The organism is Zafaria sp. Z1313, from assembly GCF_050563205.1.
In the GTDB taxonomy this organism is placed as follows: Bacteria; Actinomycetota; Actinomycetes; order Actinomycetales; family Micrococcaceae; genus JAZDCJ01.
Genome location: NZ_JBNWUK010000020.1, coordinates 46,671 through 61,801, shown reverse-complemented (window position 1 = coordinate 61,801; position 15,131 = coordinate 46,671). Strand labels below are relative to the sequence as shown.

The 15,131-nt window shown below is 67.7% G+C and carries 14 protein-coding genes and 3 tRNA genes; 6 read left to right on the top strand and 11 right to left on the bottom strand.

What is annotated here, in order from left to right; translation table 11 throughout:
• The 5 genes from ACQ3I4_RS14565 to ACQ3I4_RS14545 form a co-directional block, all read right to left on the bottom strand.
• On the bottom strand, positions 1 to 1,159 hold a 1,159-nt coding region (locus ACQ3I4_RS14565), incomplete at its 3' end, for an IS256 family transposase (RefSeq protein WP_430633170.1).
• Entirely contained in the window at positions 1,152 to 2,636 is a 1,485-nt protein-coding gene (locus ACQ3I4_RS14560; protein ID WP_430633822.1) for a hypothetical protein, read from the bottom strand. The genes ACQ3I4_RS14565 and ACQ3I4_RS14560, both read right to left, overlap by 8 nt.
• Entirely contained in the window at positions 2,636 to 2,899 is a 264-nt protein-coding gene (locus tag ACQ3I4_RS14555; protein WP_430633823.1) for a MobC family plasmid mobilization relaxosome protein, read from the bottom strand. The genes ACQ3I4_RS14560 and ACQ3I4_RS14555 overlap by 1 nt, the downstream gene beginning before the upstream one ends.
• 627 nt (positions 2,900 to 3,526) lie before the next feature.
• Positions 3,527 to 3,868, bottom strand: a complete 342-nt coding sequence (locus tag ACQ3I4_RS14550; protein WP_329864260.1) for a hypothetical protein — start codon at positions 3,866 to 3,868, stop codon at positions 3,527 to 3,529.
• Between the two features lie 343 nt (positions 3,869 to 4,211).
• The gene (locus ACQ3I4_RS14545; protein ID WP_329864258.1) at positions 4,212 to 4,436 is read right to left on the bottom strand and encodes a helix-turn-helix transcriptional regulator; all 225 of its coding nucleotides are present in this window, start codon (positions 4,434 to 4,436) and stop codon (positions 4,212 to 4,214) included.
• A gap of 89 nt (positions 4,437 to 4,525) precedes the next feature.
• On the opposite strand from ACQ3I4_RS14545, the gene ACQ3I4_RS14540 reads away from it, so the two are divergent.
• Both ACQ3I4_RS14540 and ACQ3I4_RS14535 read left to right on the top strand, forming a co-directional pair.
• Positions 4,526 to 5,269, top strand: a complete 744-nt coding sequence (locus ACQ3I4_RS14540; protein WP_430633821.1) for a helix-turn-helix domain-containing protein — start codon at positions 4,526 to 4,528, stop codon at positions 5,267 to 5,269.
• Positions 5,269 to 6,417 (top strand): tyrosine-type recombinase/integrase, encoded by a 1,149-nt coding sequence (locus ACQ3I4_RS14535; RefSeq protein WP_430633820.1) that lies wholly within the window; start codon positions 5,269 to 5,271, stop codon positions 6,415 to 6,417. Before ACQ3I4_RS14540 ends, ACQ3I4_RS14535 begins: the two co-directional genes overlap by 1 nt.
• Positions 6,418 to 6,495: 78 nt before the next feature.
• Here ACQ3I4_RS14535 and ACQ3I4_RS14530 read toward each other — a convergent pair.
• The 3 genes from ACQ3I4_RS14530 to ACQ3I4_RS14520 form a co-directional block, all read right to left on the bottom strand.
• Positions 6,496 to 6,568, bottom strand: a tRNA-Phe gene (locus tag ACQ3I4_RS14530).
• Positions 6,569 to 6,621: 53 nt separating this feature from the next.
• Positions 6,622 to 6,695 (bottom strand) — tRNA-Asp (locus tag ACQ3I4_RS14525).
• A gap of 81 nt (positions 6,696 to 6,776) precedes the next feature.
• Positions 6,777 to 6,849, bottom strand: a tRNA-Glu gene (locus ACQ3I4_RS14520).
• A 172-nt stretch (positions 6,850 to 7,021) separates the two neighbouring features.
• Between ACQ3I4_RS14520 and ACQ3I4_RS14515 the strand changes: the two genes are divergently transcribed.
• The 3 genes from ACQ3I4_RS14515 (at position 7,022) to ACQ3I4_RS14505 (ending at position 10,235) form a co-directional block, all read left to right on the top strand.
• Positions 7,022 to 7,393 carry a metallopeptidase family protein gene (locus ACQ3I4_RS14515; RefSeq protein WP_329862965.1) on the top strand — a complete coding sequence of 124 codons (372 nt, stop codon included), beginning with the start codon at positions 7,022 to 7,024 and terminating at the stop codon, positions 7,391 to 7,393.
• Complete coding sequence (locus tag ACQ3I4_RS14510; protein WP_329862963.1) at positions 7,393 to 8,328, top strand: cation diffusion facilitator family transporter; 936 nt, start codon at positions 7,393 to 7,395, stop codon at positions 8,326 to 8,328. The genes ACQ3I4_RS14515 and ACQ3I4_RS14510 overlap by 1 nt, the downstream gene beginning before the upstream one ends.
• A gap of 257 nt (positions 8,329 to 8,585) precedes the next feature.
• The gene (locus ACQ3I4_RS14505) at positions 8,586 to 10,235 is read left to right on the top strand and encodes a C40 family peptidase (protein WP_329862962.1); all 1,650 of its coding nucleotides are present in this window, start codon (positions 8,586 to 8,588) and stop codon (positions 10,233 to 10,235) included.
• Between the two features lie 186 nt (positions 10,236 to 10,421).
• Here the strand turns inward: ACQ3I4_RS14505 and ACQ3I4_RS14500 are convergent, their stop codons facing one another.
• The gene (locus ACQ3I4_RS14500) at positions 10,422 to 11,387 is read right to left on the bottom strand and encodes a universal stress protein (protein WP_329862960.1); all 966 of its coding nucleotides are present in this window, start codon (positions 11,385 to 11,387) and stop codon (positions 10,422 to 10,424) included.
• A 105-nt stretch (positions 11,388 to 11,492) separates the two neighbouring features.
• Between ACQ3I4_RS14500 and ACQ3I4_RS14495 the strand changes: the two genes are divergently transcribed.
• A complete protein-coding gene (locus ACQ3I4_RS14495; protein ID WP_329862958.1) occupies positions 11,493 to 12,953 on the top strand; it encodes an NCS2 family permease in 1,461 nt (486 codons plus the stop codon).
• On the opposite strand, the gene ACQ3I4_RS14490 is transcribed toward ACQ3I4_RS14495, so the two are convergent.
• Together ACQ3I4_RS14490 and ACQ3I4_RS14485 are read right to left on the bottom strand one after the other, a co-directional pair.
• Entirely contained in the window at positions 12,950 to 13,783 is an 834-nt protein-coding gene (locus ACQ3I4_RS14490) for a 3-hydroxybutyrate dehydrogenase (protein WP_430633819.1), read from the bottom strand. The genes ACQ3I4_RS14495 and ACQ3I4_RS14490 overlap by 4 nt on opposite strands.
• Before the next feature lie 47 nt (positions 13,784 to 13,830).
• Complete coding sequence (locus tag ACQ3I4_RS14485; protein ID WP_430633818.1) at positions 13,831 to 15,057, bottom strand: MFS transporter; 1,227 nt, start codon at positions 15,055 to 15,057, stop codon at positions 13,831 to 13,833.
• Between the last annotated feature and the right edge of the window lie 74 nt (positions 15,058 to 15,131).

Genomic DNA, 15,131 nt, shown 5'->3' with positions numbered 1-15,131 from the left:
GCCCCGTCGGGTCAAGCGACCGGGTCACGAGATACAGGCATTTCAGCGCGGCAGCGTCGTTGGGGAAGTGCCCGCGGGCACGGACGGCGCGCCGGTAGCGGGCGTTGAGCGACTCGATCGCGTTCGTGGAGCAGATGATGCGGCGGATCTCGACGTCGTAGTCCAGAAACGGGATGAATTCCGCCCATGCGTTCTCCCAGAGCTGCCGGATCGCGGGATACATGGTGCACCACTTCTCGGCGAACTCCTCGAACCTGGCCCTCGCGACAGCTTCGTTGACGGCGGTATAGACCGGCTTGAGGTCGCGGGCGATCTGGTCCCAGTACTTCCGCGACGCGTATTTGAACGTGTTGCGGATCAGGTGGATGATGCATGTCTGCACCGTCGTCAGCTCCCACGTCGTGTTGATCGCGTCCGGGAGGCCTTTCAGCCCGTCGCAGACGACGATGCAGACGTCCTCGACGCCGCGGTTCTTGATCTCGGTGAGCACGCCGAGCCAGAACTTCGCGCCCTCACCACCGTCGCCGGCCCAGATCCCGAGGATGTCGCGTTCCCCGCCCGTGGTGACGCCGACGGCGACGTAGAACGGTTTGTTGCGCACCTGCCCGTCCCGCACCTTCACGACGATCGCGTCGATGAACACCACCGGGTAGACGCGGTCCAACGGACGGTTCTGCCACTCGGTCATCTCCTCGATCACCTTGTCGGTGATCTTCGAGATCGTGTCCTTCGAGACGCTGGCTCCGTAGACATCGTCGAAGTGCGCCGCGACCTCACCGGTCGTGAGCCCGCGCGCGGTCAATGACAGCACGATCTCGTCGATCCCGTCCAGCCGACGCTGCCGCTTGCGCACGATCCTCGGCTGGAACGACCCCTCACGATCCCGGGGAACGTCGATCTGCACTGCACCGACCTCGGTCATCACGGTCTTCGCCCGCGTCCCGTTACGGGCATTCTCGCCGGTGCTGGGCTGGTGCTTGTCATAACCGAGGTGCTCGGTCATCTCGACCTCGAGCGCAGTCTCCAGCACCCGCTTCGTTAGCCCGGCGAGCAGCCCGTCCGGGCCGACCAGGCTGACGCCCTTCTCCTTCGCTTCCGCGAGCAGCTGCTCCGCGATCTGCTGCTGATCGATGATCTCTCCCGTCACAGGATCAATCATCTCGATGACATCGGTCATCGCCTTTCCTTTCGGTCAGGCCAGGACCAGATACACCGTTCGTCTGACACTCCCTCCGCCGGTCGGAAGCCTGGCCGTTCAATGTAGACGCTGCCGCGTGCTCGGTCAGCCCATCCTGGTCCGCTTCTTCCACAGTGGCAGTCTCTGTCTCATGTGGTGCGCCCTTCGAGACGCCAAGTCGGCTCCACCGATGCATAACCTGCATCCGCCTGTCATGGTCGCCGGGAAGCCGGTTCAGGATGTCACCGATCGCCACGTCCTCGTCTTCGGCTCGGGCAACGATCCATTGGAGGAGCTCTGTCTCTTCGGCGCGCAACGCATGCTCCTCGCGTGCCAAACGCGCGACGAGCACCTGAGCGGCGGCCAACTCCTCGTCGGTCACCTTGGTCAGGGGGCGTGGACCCTTCGTAAGAACTGGCTCAGGACTAGGTTCCCGAGGTTGCCCCTGCGCGTTCGCACTCAGTTGTTCAAGCGCGCTTGAATGGTCGTACCGGTCGCCGAGCGTACTTGCTCGAACCGGCGTTGCGACGCCTGCCAACTGATAGCTCAGCCGGGGCACCTTCGGAGGTTTTCCTCGCCTCCATCCGGGCTCGGTGACCGTGACATCGTGCTCGGACATGACGGCCTTCCAGCTATCCAGGTCCACCGAGCGCGGATCGTCCATCGCTGACTCGAAGGCAATTCGGATCCTGTCGTGGTTTGAGACGGCACCATTCCTTGCCATTCGACGGTCACGGTTGCTGCGCTTGTCCTTCTTGCGTGCGGACGTGGAAGGAAGTCGCTGCGGCTCAAGGCCGTACTCCATCCCGTGGTCGGCGAGGAACCGATCGGCACGCTCGCGCATCTTGTCAATGTCGGTGAGGTCGCCGGCGAGCTTCCTACCTGCCTTGTACAGCGTTCCGTCGACGCTCATCGATCCGAAGAGCGTGGCGTTCCGAGTCGTGTGCACATGAAACTTTCCACCCTTCCCCTCGGCCTGTCCGACGAACGTGGCCTGCTCCCCCGGATACAGGGCAGCGTGCCTGGCGACGACGTACTCGAACGCCCTCGCGACCTGGTCTGGGTCTTCGGGATTCACCTCGTCGATGCCGAATGAGGTGATCAGGTGGCGGGCTTCGGCCTGACGGACGACTTCACCTTCGTGGCGGACGTGCGTTGCCTCTTCCCCAGTCTTTGCCTCAGCCCAGTACCGTCGCCCGTTAGGACGTGTTCGCCGCACGTAGATGGCAACTTCACCGGGCTCGGGAAGGGAGTACTTGGCAGGCGACTTCCGTTTCGCTCCCTGCGTCCCGTGTCGTCGTCGTGTTGCCGCGAACTCACGCTCGGCTGTTGTTGGACGACAGTTCTGGCCCGCGATGTGTAGCACCCGCTCCTTGGCGCTTTGACCGGGTTTGGGTTTCACGGTGTAGCGGAGCAGTCGCACCGCGACAGCTGTAGTGCCCGCATACTCGACCGGCATCAGAGGACTTCCCCCAGCTTCATGGACACCGCCGAATCTCGCTTTGCGTCTTGTTCCATCGCCCCGGACAGGCGGTCGATCGCACGCTCGACAGAGCGGACCGCGTCGGCGTCCACCTCGCCCCTGGCATTCGCAACTTTGGCGATCTGGTTGACGTTGTTGCCGATCTTCTGAAGCTGGAACGCCTGTCGGGTATATCGCTCGGCAACCTTCTGAAGCCCCTCCTTGAGCTCGGCGACCGCGCCACCGTCGACCTCGACGATGACGGGCCGTCGGGCCGTCGGGCCTCAAGATGTTTCGCCAAAGATCGCTGTGCGGCTTCGATCGACGATGCATCGCTCATCGCCTGCGCGACGATCTGCACCGCTTGTCGCAGGGCTTCCGACCTACTGACACCGAGGTGCCGCTGCACCGCGGTGAGCGCGTCGAGGTCGTCACGGTGCATCCGCACCGCAACGGCCTCTCCCGGGCCCCGGGGCGATGCGCCAGGCGCACCGCCCCTCTCGCCGTCGCTTGCGCGACGACTCACATGCGGAAGCGGGGCACCCTCCGCTGGCGCTACGGTTACCCCGCTGGTCGGGCGCTTGTTGTTCGCTCGTTCCTCGCTCACTGGCCCCTCCAAGCCGGTTGCCCCCTGAGGATGTGTGTCATTGACGCATCCCCGTGGACCTCAGGTACCAACCGACTGGCAAGCAACCCGACCGTAAACTTTTCTCGCTTCGCTCGAACGTTTGGTCGGGCCGCACCGAACCCCTCGCTGACGCTCCGAGTTCGGTCCTTTGCTTGCGAGGAGGGTGCGCTGCCCCCTCCTTCGATCCACCCCCGAGAACCGACTTGTGTCGCCGAAATTGGCTCGCAACGATGCAGTTGCGCCCGTCCGAATGCTCGCACTAGTTCGACTCCGAGTGTCCGTCGACCCACGAAGCACTGAGCTGCGCCCGTAACTGAGCGATTCGGTCAGCTTCATCGAGGTCGCCGTCGATCGCACCAATTCGGAACCTTCGGTAGAGGTCTTCGACCAGTTCGTCACGGTTCTTCGATCGCCTAGCAAGGAGCCTTTCCCGAAGTGAGGCGGCGCGCTCCTCTGCTTCTACGTAGAGCTCCTTTTCAGTCTTCGACTTCCGACGCTTCGTCACTGTGGCAGGTCGCCTCGGCATAGTCGGCGCGGCTCCTGCGATGCCGACCGTTGCGGTCTCGAATTGCCTGTCGTCGTTCTGGTTGTACTCGCTCATGGCGGGTTCCTTTCGTTACTTCGAGTTGTTGCTTGGAATGCGGTTTCGACCTCACCCATTCAGGCCAGAGATCCGACATCGCGGCGGTCGCAGAAGACGCTCCTTTGGGTCGTCATGAGGAGAACTTCTCATCGGATCCGACTCAGAATCGGAGCTGGCAGACGGACCAGAGATGGTCGGTCGGATGTACTGGACAATGCCGCCGATGGCTTCCAGCGCAGGGCTCAGGCGCACCACGCCTCGGCTTCTCTTCGTTGCCTTGAACGCGTGATTGTCGAGCTCCCAGCCGAACGCAGGGTGCCCAGTTCGTTCTTCTGAGCACCCCCGGCTGGCCCTTGTCTGTTCACTGCTCCTCAAGCTGCTCTTCGACCCAGGCATCAATGTCCGCCTGGCGCCATCGAACGTGTCCGCCGATCTTCAGCGCCCTGGGCATTGGTTCCCCGAGTGAGCGCTTTCGATAGATCGTCGACACCGACCAGCCAATCTGGGCAGACAGGTCTTGCGCAGTCAGCAGTGACTTCGGGGTCGGCTCAAACACCTTCGGAATCGAATCGAACTGGATAGTCATGTCATCCTCTCGCGACTTACAGGTTCTGGATTCTGTAACCTGAAACTATCAGCTTGCACAGCCATCTACAAGTTTTGTATCCTGAAGACATGACGAATCCTCAGACGATCTCCGAAGCCGTCGGCGCGTACGTGGCCCGCATGCGTAAGGAGCACGGACTTACGTTGGATCAGGTGGCCGGTGCGGCCCGTGCGCATGGGGCGACGTGGAGTGCGACCAGCGTAAGCAACATCGAGCGGGGGCAAGCCTCGCTGACCCTCCCTACTTTGCTGTTCCTGGCATGGGCTTGTGGCGACCTGCTCGGAAGGCCGCAGACACTCTCGGACTTACTTGGCTCTGCTGAAGTCCTTGCCCTTGGGCCCGATGAGCGCTCCCTTGCCAGCCGCGCATGGGTCGACGCTGCTTTGAATGGTCAGGAGGTCGTTTCGCCTGCCATTAGTCGAGACCAGTCGAATATCGATGCCCTTGAGGGATTCGACGAGGCCCTCGAAGAAGAAGTCATTCGAAGGACCAAGGAGCAGGGGTCCAAGGCGCTGACACCCGCCGAGCGAAACCGAGCATTCGACCATCTTCTCGAACAATCCCAGATGCCACCTGAGGCGGGACAACCACTCCCCTTCGGAAGTCCTGAGGGCAGCCAGGCCGAGAAGCGGGCAGCCAAGAAGTTGGGTGTAGGTACCGCCCGACTGCAGCAGTTGGCGCAGACCCTGTGGACACGTTCACTGGAAGATGAGTCTGCAAGACGGGCTGGCAATGACAGCACGCCGCAGGCCCGCGGCCGCGTTACCCGTGTGCTGGTCGCCGAAATGCGATCAGCCTTGGACCGCCTTTGATGGCTCGTCCAAGGCTGGAGATTGGCACCTACGGCGCCATCAACACGGTTGAAATCCACCCTGGCAAGTGGCGGGCCCGAGCACGCTATCGATCCTCAGACGGCAAGGCCCGTCAAATCCAGAAGGTCGCTCCGACCCGCGCAAAAGCCGTATCCATGCTGAAACAGTCTCTTCTCAGGATCGAGGACAGTAGAGGCGGCGAGCTTAAGGCCACAACGACCTTGAAGGTCCTCGGGCAGAGGTTTTTGGAGGATCGGCGGGATCTTGGCCGATCCGAGGGAACTATTGAGACGTATGGATACGCCGTGACCGCGCACATCACGCCGCGAATCGGCGATCTCGCCGTCGCCGAAGCGAAGCCCGATAAGTTGCAGAAGTTCCTGACTACTGTGCACCGCGAGGCCGGGCATGGTGCGGCCAAGAATTGCCGCTCGACCCTCAGCGGAATGATGGCCCTCGCGGTGCGCAGCGGCGCAATCGCGCGGAACCCGATCCGCGACCTTGAACGCATCACCCAACCCAAGGGCAAGAAGGGGGCCTCCGCAATCGCGCTTGAAGAGCTCCCCGGTCTCATGGGCAAGCTACGTGCGGCACCCAGTCTGATCGAACAGGACACCGTCGAGTTGTTCGACTTCATGCTCGCATCGGGTTGGCGAGTGGGAGAAGCGTGCGCCCTCGACGCCTCCTCCATCGACTTCGGCGCCGGCACCGCCGAGGTCGTAGCCACGAATGTTCGGATCAAGGGCAGAGGGATCGTCCGGCAACCGGTCCCTAAGACCGAGGCCGCATGGCGAGTTACTCCCCTGCCCGAGCCAACGATGGACCTTCTGAGAATCCGGCACGAACGTCTCCGTGAGTACACGACATTGTTATTCCCTACCGTCCTGATGCGTCTGCGAGATCCCTCAAATACACAAAGGGAGCTCAGGGACATCCGCGACTCGATCGGGTACCCAGATCTGTCGACTCACACGTTCCGCAAGACAGCGGCGACGATGCTCGATCGCGTGGGGATGTCAGCCGCAGAGGTCGCAGCTTTCCTCGGCCATGCGAAACCGTCGATGACCCAGGATGTCTACATGAACACGCTCAAGGGTGATGCCAGAGCCGGCGCCGTCATGCAGCAACAGCTCGAGGGCCTGATTTGAAAGTGCGGAGTTTATGCGGACCGCCCGACTGTTAGACATGAAGAAACCCCGCGATGTAGAAGCTACGCGGGGTTTCAGTGGCTCCGACCGGCGTCGATCCGGTGACCTTTCGATTTTCAGTCGAACGCTCTACCAACTGAGCTACAGAGCCTGGCATCATCTGGCGATGATCACCGTGACCTCCCGGCAACCGGAAAATCAGAGCGACCCTGACGGGACTTGAACCCGCGACCTCCGCCGTGACAGGGCGGCGCGCTAACCAACTGCGCTACAGGGCCAGGTGTTTGCGGGATCTACTCCCGCTCACAAGACCTAAACTCTAGCAGAGGAAATCCCCGCTTGTGAAATCGGCCTTGCCGTACCCCCAACGGGATTCGAACCCGTGTCGCCGCCGTGAAAGGGCGGTGTCCTAGGCCACTAGACGATGGGGGCCAGAACGCAACGCGGGATCGCTCCCGCGCAGTGGACCTGAACAACTATAGGGTACGCTCGCGCCCGGGCCAAACGGCCCGCCGGGATGCCCCGGCACAACGCGCGGCGGCCGACGGCCGTGGCCCTGGACACATCTGGGCGCGGCGGCCTCCCCCGTGGGTAGAGTCGTTCCATGCCCTTCGAGATGAGCGAGGACGCCTTCGAGGCGGCCGTGGTCGAGGCCCTCGACGAGATCCCCGCGCGCCTGCGGGACATGATGGACAACGTCGCCATCTTCATCGAGGACCGCTACGAGCCGCTCCCCCACGAGGACCCCGACACCGTCCTGCTGGGCCTCTACGACGGCATTCCCCTCACGGAGCGCGACCACAACTGGGCGGCCGGCGCGATGCCGGACAGGATCATCGTCTTCAAGGACTCCATCCTCGAGATCTGCGAGACCCACGAGGACGTCGTCGAGGAGGTCGGCATCACCGTGGTGCACGAGATCGCCCACCATTTCGGCATCGACGACGCCACGCTGCACGAGCTGGGCTGGGGCTGATGGGGCACGACCACGCGGGGCATTCGCACGGACTCGGCGCCAACGGCACCGCCACGGGGCGGCACCGCAAGCGGCTCGCGCTCGTCGTCGCCATCACCCTGACGGGCGTCGTCGTCCAGCTCATCGGCGCCGCCGTCTCCGGCTCGCTGTCGCTCCTCGCCGACGCCGGGCACATGCTCTCCGATGCGGCCGGCGTGAGCATCGCGCTCTTCGCCGCGTGGATCGCCACCCGTCCCGCGACGTCCAAGCGGACCTTCGGCTGGCAGCGCGCCGAGGTCCTGGCCGCGCTGGCCAACGCCGTGGCCCTGTCGGTGATCGCGATCGTGATCTTCATCGAGGCCGTCCGCCGCTTCGGCGACGCCCCCGACATCGAGACGCCGGCGATGCTGCTCGCCGCCGTGGTCGGCGGCGTAGCGAACCTCGCATGCCTGCTGATCCTGCACTCCGGGCGCAAGGACAGCCTCAACCTCCGCGGCGCCTACCTCGAGGTCCTTGGCGACCTGCTCGGCTCGGCCGCCGTCGTCGCCGCCGGGCTCGTCATCCTCTTCACGGGGCAGACCATCGCCGACCCGATCGCCTCCATGGTGATCGCCCTCATGATCCTGCCGCGGGCCTGGTCGCTGCTCCGCGAGGTCGTCGACGTGCTGCTCGAGGCCACCCCCCGCGGCGTCGACCTCGACGAGGTGCGCCGCCACATCCTGGAGATCGACGGCGTCGTCGACGTCCACGACCTGCACGCCTGGACCATCACCTCCGGGCAGCCGGTCTGCTCCGCCCACGTCACGCTCACCGCCGACGCCTTCACCCCGCAGCGCGCCCACGAGGTGCTCGACACCCTCCTGGAATGCCTCGGAGACCACTTCGACACCGAGCACAGCACCTTCCAGCTCGAGCCCGAGGGCCACGCGCGCCACGAGCCCGCGAGCCACGACTAGTCGCGCCCGCGCCCTCCCGCACCCGCGGAGCCCTCCCGCGGGCGTCTGGGCCCCGGCGTCGTCCCCTGGGGCCCGTGCGACACGCGCGCCGTTTCCGTACGGAATGACACTCATGTGATTTATGATGACGTTGTGACTCGTGTTGCCATTGTTGCAATTGGTCACCTATTCTCAACGGGAGCTACACCTTTCCGTGACCTTCCGCGCCGGCCCGGCGCGCGGCCACGGCCCATTCGCTCCTTGCAGTGAGGATTCACATGGCCCAGCGGCAGACCCTGGGGGCCGCGCTCTGCGCCGCGGCGCTGATCGGCGGAACCGTCTTCTCCGCGATCCCCGCCCACGCGACCCCCGCGGCCCCCGCCGCCGAGGCCGGCCCGGGAACGTTCCTCCCCGCTTCCCCCCCATCCGGCCTGCCGAGCCGCGCCGAGGTCGAGGCCGCCAAGGAGGACCCGGCCCGGCTCCAGCAGATGGTCTCGCAGATCGAGGCCCTCATCGCCGACGACGCCTCGGAGCTCCTGGCCGCCGAGACCTCCGCCCTCGAGGGGCTCGACGCCGCGACCGCCGCCGAGGAAGCCCTCGCGGCCCGCAACGCGACCGCCGCCGACGCCCGGGCCCAGGCCGCGAAGGCCACCGAATACTACGAAGCGGTCAAGGTCCAGCTCAGCCAGCTCGCGGGCGACCTCTACCGCAACGGCGGCATCAACCCCGGCGTCACGTCCCTGCTGTCCCAGGGCGAAGGCAACGACGTCCTCTACAAGGCCGCCACGATGAACGCACTGGCCGCCAACCGCTCCCGCACCCTCACCACGGCCCAGCAGGCCGCCTCGCTGTGGGCCGAGTGGCAGAACTACGCCGCGGCCGCGGAGGCCGCCGCCGCCGAGGCCGCGGGCTCGACGCGCGAGGCGCTCGCCGCGGCCGAGCGCAGCCGCACCGCCTACGAGGAGCGCCTGTCCGCGCAGCAGTCCGTGCGCGCCGAGCTCCTCGAACACCTCGCCTTCCTGAGGGACTCGAGCGTCGCCGAGGAGCGCAGCCGCATCGAGGCCCGGGAGCAGCAGGCCCGCGAGGAGGCCCTCGCCGCCGCGCTGGCCGCGAACCCCGGGGCGCCCGCCCAGGCCCCGTCGTCGTCCACCGACTCCGGCCTGCCCCAGGCGCCGGCCGCGGTGCCGGACGCCGTCCCCGTCGCGAACGACCTCCGCCCCGTCGCCCCCGAGCGCCCGGAGCCCGTCCCGGCACCGGCCGCGCCGAGCACCCCGGCCGCGCAGCCCACCTCCGCGCCGACCACCCAGGCCCCGGCCCCGCGCCCCACCCCCGCGCCGACGACGCAGGCCCCCGCGCCCGCCCCCTCGACGCAGGCACCGCGCCCCACGCCGACGCCGACTCCGGCCCCCACGACGCAGGCACCGCGACCGACGCCCACGCCGACCCCGACGCCGACGCCGGCCCCGAGCACCCCGGCCCCCGCGCCGAAGCCCACCCCGACGCCGACTCCCACGCCCCCGCCGGCACCGAACCCCGGCCCCGGCATGCCGTCCTCCGTCGTCGAGCCGGCGATCTCGTGGGCGCAGAAGATCGCGGCCGACGACTCCTACGGATACCTCTACGGCGGCAACGGCCCGACGCTCTTCGACTGCTCGGCCTTCACCCGCACCGCCTACGCCAAGGGCGGCCTGTCCCTGCCGCGGACCTCGACCCAGCAGTACTTCAGCGCTCCGACCAAGGTCCCGCTGAATCAGCTCAAGCGCGGCGACCTGGTGTTCTCCTCGAGCAACGGCGGGGCGTCGTTCTACCACGTGGCGATCTACCTGGGCAACGGCCAGGTGGTCCACGCCCGGAACCCCTCCGCGGGCATCTCGGTCACCCCGCTGAGCTGGGTCAACAACCTCTACGCCTACGGGGCGCGCTACTAGGGCCGCTGCCGCGATCCCGGCCCTGACGGTACGACGACGGGGCCCCACCCGGGTGGGGCCCCGTCGTCGTACCGCTTCCCCCGCGGGGCGCTCCGGGTGCCGCCCGCCGGGTCAACGCGTGGGCGGATCAGGCGGCCGCGAGCGGCGGCCGATCGCCCGATCCGCCCACGCGTTGGTCCTGAGGACTCAGGCGGCGTCCGGCTCGTCGAACGTGGCGCGGTCGGCGAGCCGCGGGTCCTCGCGGTCCGGGACGACCATGACGGGACCGCGCGCATGGTGCAGCACGCCCTGGCTCGTGGATCCGAGGAGCATGCCGGCGAATCCGCCGCGGCCGCGGGAACCGGTGACCATAAGCCGCGCGGTCTCCGATTCGCGGACCAGGACCTCGATCGGCGGGCCCTCGAGGACGTCCGTCTCGATGTGCAGCTCGGGGAAGTGGCTCGCGAGCCATCGGGCCCCGGCGGCGAGCTGGCGGCGGACGTCGTGCTGCAGCGCCTCCTGGTCAACGGTCGCCGGCATCCACGCCAGCGAGCCGCTGATCGGCGGGAGCGCGCACACGACGCGCAGGCCGATGCCCCGGGCCGTGGCCTGCTCCGCGGCGACGAGCACGGCGAGGCGGGCCCGCTCGGAGCCGTCGACCCCGACCACGACGAGGTCGCGGACCGCGGGCGAGCCCTCGTCCCGGTCCTTGACGCACAGCGGGACGACGACGGTCGGGCACTTCGCGTGGGCCGGCAGCGCCGAGCTGACGGAGCCCAGGAGGCGCCCGACGAAGCCGCCGCGTCCGCGCGTGCCGACGACGACGAGGTCCGCCTCGGTGCTCAGGTCCAGCAGCACGCCGGCCGGGTCCCCGGACTCGACGCGCGTGCGGACCTCGACGTCGGGATCGGCGACGAGCGAGCGCGCCTGGTCGACGACCTCGCGGGCGCCGTCGCGGATCACCTGGTCGTCGAGCGCCGCGTAGCCGGCGTCCATGCTGGACGCCGCGAAGACGGGGATGGTGTAGGCCGTGACGATGTTCAGGGGGACCCCGCGCCTCCCGGCCTCGGCCGCGGCCCATTTCAGGGCGCAGTTGCCCGGCTCGGACCCGTCGACGCCGACGACGATCCCGTCGGCCGGGGGGATGTCCTGGTGAACGCCTTCTTCACTCATGGTGACCGCTCCTTTGCGTCGGATCTGCGTGGTCCTTGCCACTATTGTTCACCCTACCCACGCGCCGGTCCATTGCCTCCGGCTCCGGCCGATAAGATTCTGCCCATGTCCCCACAGGAAACCATCACCCGCCCCGCCGCCGGCGTCCTGGACCGCTACTTCAAGATCACCGAGCGCGGCTCCACCTACTCCCGCGAGATCCGCGGCGGCTTCGCCACGTTCTTCGCCATGAGCTACATCGTGGTGCTGAACCCGCTCATCCTCTCCGGCGCGGACTCGGCCGGGAACACGCTCGGGATCGAGCGCGTCGCCGCCGTCACGGCGCTCGTCGCCGGGATCATGACGATCCTCATGGGCGCGTGGGCCAAGCACCCGTTCGCCATGGCCACGGGGCTCGGCGTCAACGCGTTCGTCGCGATCACCGTCGCCACGAACCCCGGGCTGACGTGGCCGGACGTGATGGGCCTGGTCGTGGTCTCCGGCATCACGATGATGATCCTCGTGCTCACGGGCTTCCGGACGGCCGTCTTCAACGCCGTGCCGCCGAGCCTGAAGACGGCGATCGTGGTGGGCATCGGCATGTTCATCGCCCTCATCGGCCTGGTCAATGCCGGGTTCGTGCGGCGCATCCCGGACGCCGCCGGCACCACGGTCCCGGTCGGGCTGGGCTTCGACGGAGAGCTGATTGGCTGGCCGACCCTCGTGTTCGTCGTCGGTCTGCTCCTGACGATCGCCCTCGTGATCCGCAAGGTCCGCGGCGCCATCCTCATCGGGATCGTCGTGGCCTCCGTCCTCGCCAACCTCCTCGAGTGGGCCTTCAAGATCGGCCCCAGCTGGGACGGCACCACGGCCAACCCGCTCGGCTGGTCGCTCGTCGTGCCCTCCCTGCCGAGCTGGCAGGCGCCGGACCTGAGCCTCATCGGCCAGGCCAACGTCGTCGGACCCTTCCAGCACCTCGGCGTGACCGCCGCGCTCCTGCTCGCGTTCGTGATCCTGCTGTCCATCTTCTTCGACGCGATGGGCACCATGGTGGGCCTCGCGAACGAGGCCGGCACGGTCGACCAGGACGGGAACATCCCCAACGTGGACCGCGTCCTGCTCGTCGATTCCCTCGGCGCGATCGCCGGCGGCGGCGCGTCCGTGTCCTCCAACCAGATCTACGTCGAGTCCGGCGCGGGCATCGGCGAGGGCGCCCGCACGGGCTTCTCGGCGATCGTCACGGGCGTGCTGTTCATCGCCGCGATGTTCCTGACCCCGCTCATCTACCTCGTGCCCTTCGAGGCCGTCGCCCCCGCGCTCGTCGTCGTGGGCTTCATGATGATCACGCAGGTCACGAAGATCGACTGGTCCGACTGGGGCCTAGCGCTCCCGGCGTTCCTGACCTTCACCCTGATGCCGTTCACGTACTCGATCGCCAACGGCATCGGCGCCGGGTTCGTGGCCTACGTGTTCATCCGGGCCGTCCAGGGCCGCGCCAAGGAGGTCCACCCGCTCATGTGGGCGGTGGCCGCCGCGTTCGTGCTGTTCTTCGGCATCGGCGTGATCGAGCAGGCGCTGGCCGGCTAGCGCGCGGACCAGCCGCCGTCCATGGTGTAGCTCGCGCCGGTCACCATGGCGGCGTGGTCGGAGGCCAGCCACGCGGCGAGCGAGGCGACCTCCTCCGGCTCGACGAGCCGCTTGACGGCGGACTCGGTGAGCATGACCTTCTCGAGCACCTCGTCCTCTCCGATCCCGTGCGCGGCCGCCTGGTCGGCGATCTGCCGTTCGACGAGCGGGGTGCGCACGTAGCCGGGATTGATGCAGTTGCTCGTCACGCCGTGCGGCCCGCCCTCGAGGGCCGTGACCTTGCTCAGGCCCTCGAGGCCGTGCTTCGCGGAGACGTACGCCGCCTTGTACGGGGAGGCCCGCAGGCCGTGCACGGAGGAGATGTTGATGACGCGCCCGTAGCCGCGCTCGTACATTCCCGGCAGCGCCGCCCGCACCAGCAGGAACGGGGCCTCGAGCATGAGCGCGAGGATGCGGCGGAAATCGGCCGGGTCGAACTCGTGCAGCGGGGCGACCTTCTGGATCCCCGCGTTGTTGACCAGGATGTCGGCGTCCACGGCCGCGTGCGCGAGGTGGTCGGTGTCCAGGAGGTCCACCGTCCACGTCCGCACCTCGGCGTCGCCGGGGCCTGGGGCGCCGCGCAGGCGGGAGGCGGCGGCCTCGAGCCCGTCGGCGTCCCGGTCGGCGAGGGTCACGGCGGCGCCCTGGGCGCGCAGCCCGGCCGCGACCGCCTGCCCGATCCCCGACGCCGCCCCCGTCACCAGCGCCCGGCGCCCGGCGAGCGGCCAGGACGACGCCGGCGCTGCCGCCGCCCCGGCGTCGGAAGCCGAGCCCCGCGTGCCCGGCGCCACCGGCCGAGCGCCCGGGGCCGCTTCCTCGACGGTTCCCGCCGGGCCCGTCACGCCGAGGCCCGCTCGCGTTCGGCCCGGTCCGCCTCGTCGAGGGAGACGCCGGAGTAGCGCATCCGGGTCGGGAACATCTCGGCCATGAGCGCCGGCTGCCCCGCGTACATCAGGGCGTGGAAGGCGAGGCCGATCATGATCGCGGCCACGATCGCGACGTCGTGGCCCGTCGAGAACATCGGGAAGGCGAAGAAGCCCCACGTGGCGCCGAGCGCGGCACCCGCGAGGTAGAGCGGCCGGCGACCGACGATGTCCGAGAGCCGTCCGGCGAGGGGCACGAACACGAAGTGGGCGACGTGGGCGATCGCGAGGAGCCCGAGGATGCGCTGCGTGTCCAACTTGATGTGGCCCAGGTAGACGATCGAGAAGCTGACCACGATGTAGTAGAGGATGTTCTCGGCGACGCGCAGGCCCATGGCGGTGAGGATGCCGCGCGGGTACTTGCGGACGACCTCGCCGAGCCCGTAGGAGACGGCCTGCGTCTGCTCGACCTCGCGCTTGGCCTCCTCGAAGATCGGCGCCTCGCTGATGCGCGTGCGGATGAAGTAGCCGACCACGACGACGACGGCCGAGAGCCAGAACGCCACGCGCCAGCCCCACGCGAGGAATGCCTCCTGGCTGAGCACGGCGGACATCACGAACAGCACGAGCGTCGCCAGGAGGTTGCCGACCGGGACGGCGGCCTGCGGCCAGGAGGACCAGAAGCCGCGGGACTCGTTGGGCGAGTGCTCGGCGACGAGGAGCACGGCGCCGCCCCATTCGCCGCCGAGTGCGAGGCCCTGGACGAAGCGCAGGACGACGAGCAGGACGGGGGCGAGGTAGCCGATCTGGTGGATGGTCGGCAGGCAGCCCATGAGCACGGTGGCGACGCCGATGAGGATGATCGTCAGCTGCAGGGTGTGCTTGCGGCCGAGCTTGTCGCCGAGGTGGCCGAACACGATTCCGCCGAGCGGCCGGGCGACGAAGCCCACCGCGTAGGTCAGGAACGCGGCGATCACGCCGTCGAGGGCGTTGCCGGTCTGCGGGAAGAACTGGGTGCCGAAGACCAGTGCGGCCGCGGAGGCGAAGAGGAAGAAGTCGTACCACTCGACGACCGTTCCGGCCATCGAGGCGCTGACGATCTTCTTCAGCCCGCCGTTCGAGCCGTCGCGCCCGGTACCGCCGGCCGCGCCGGGTTCCGGCGCGGGGTGGCGGGAGCCGTGGTTGTTCACCGTTGAACTCATCTCATCTCCTGTGGGGACGTGTGCGTGGTGCGCGTCACACCACTGGACGAGTATGGTGTGATGCATTCCTGCAC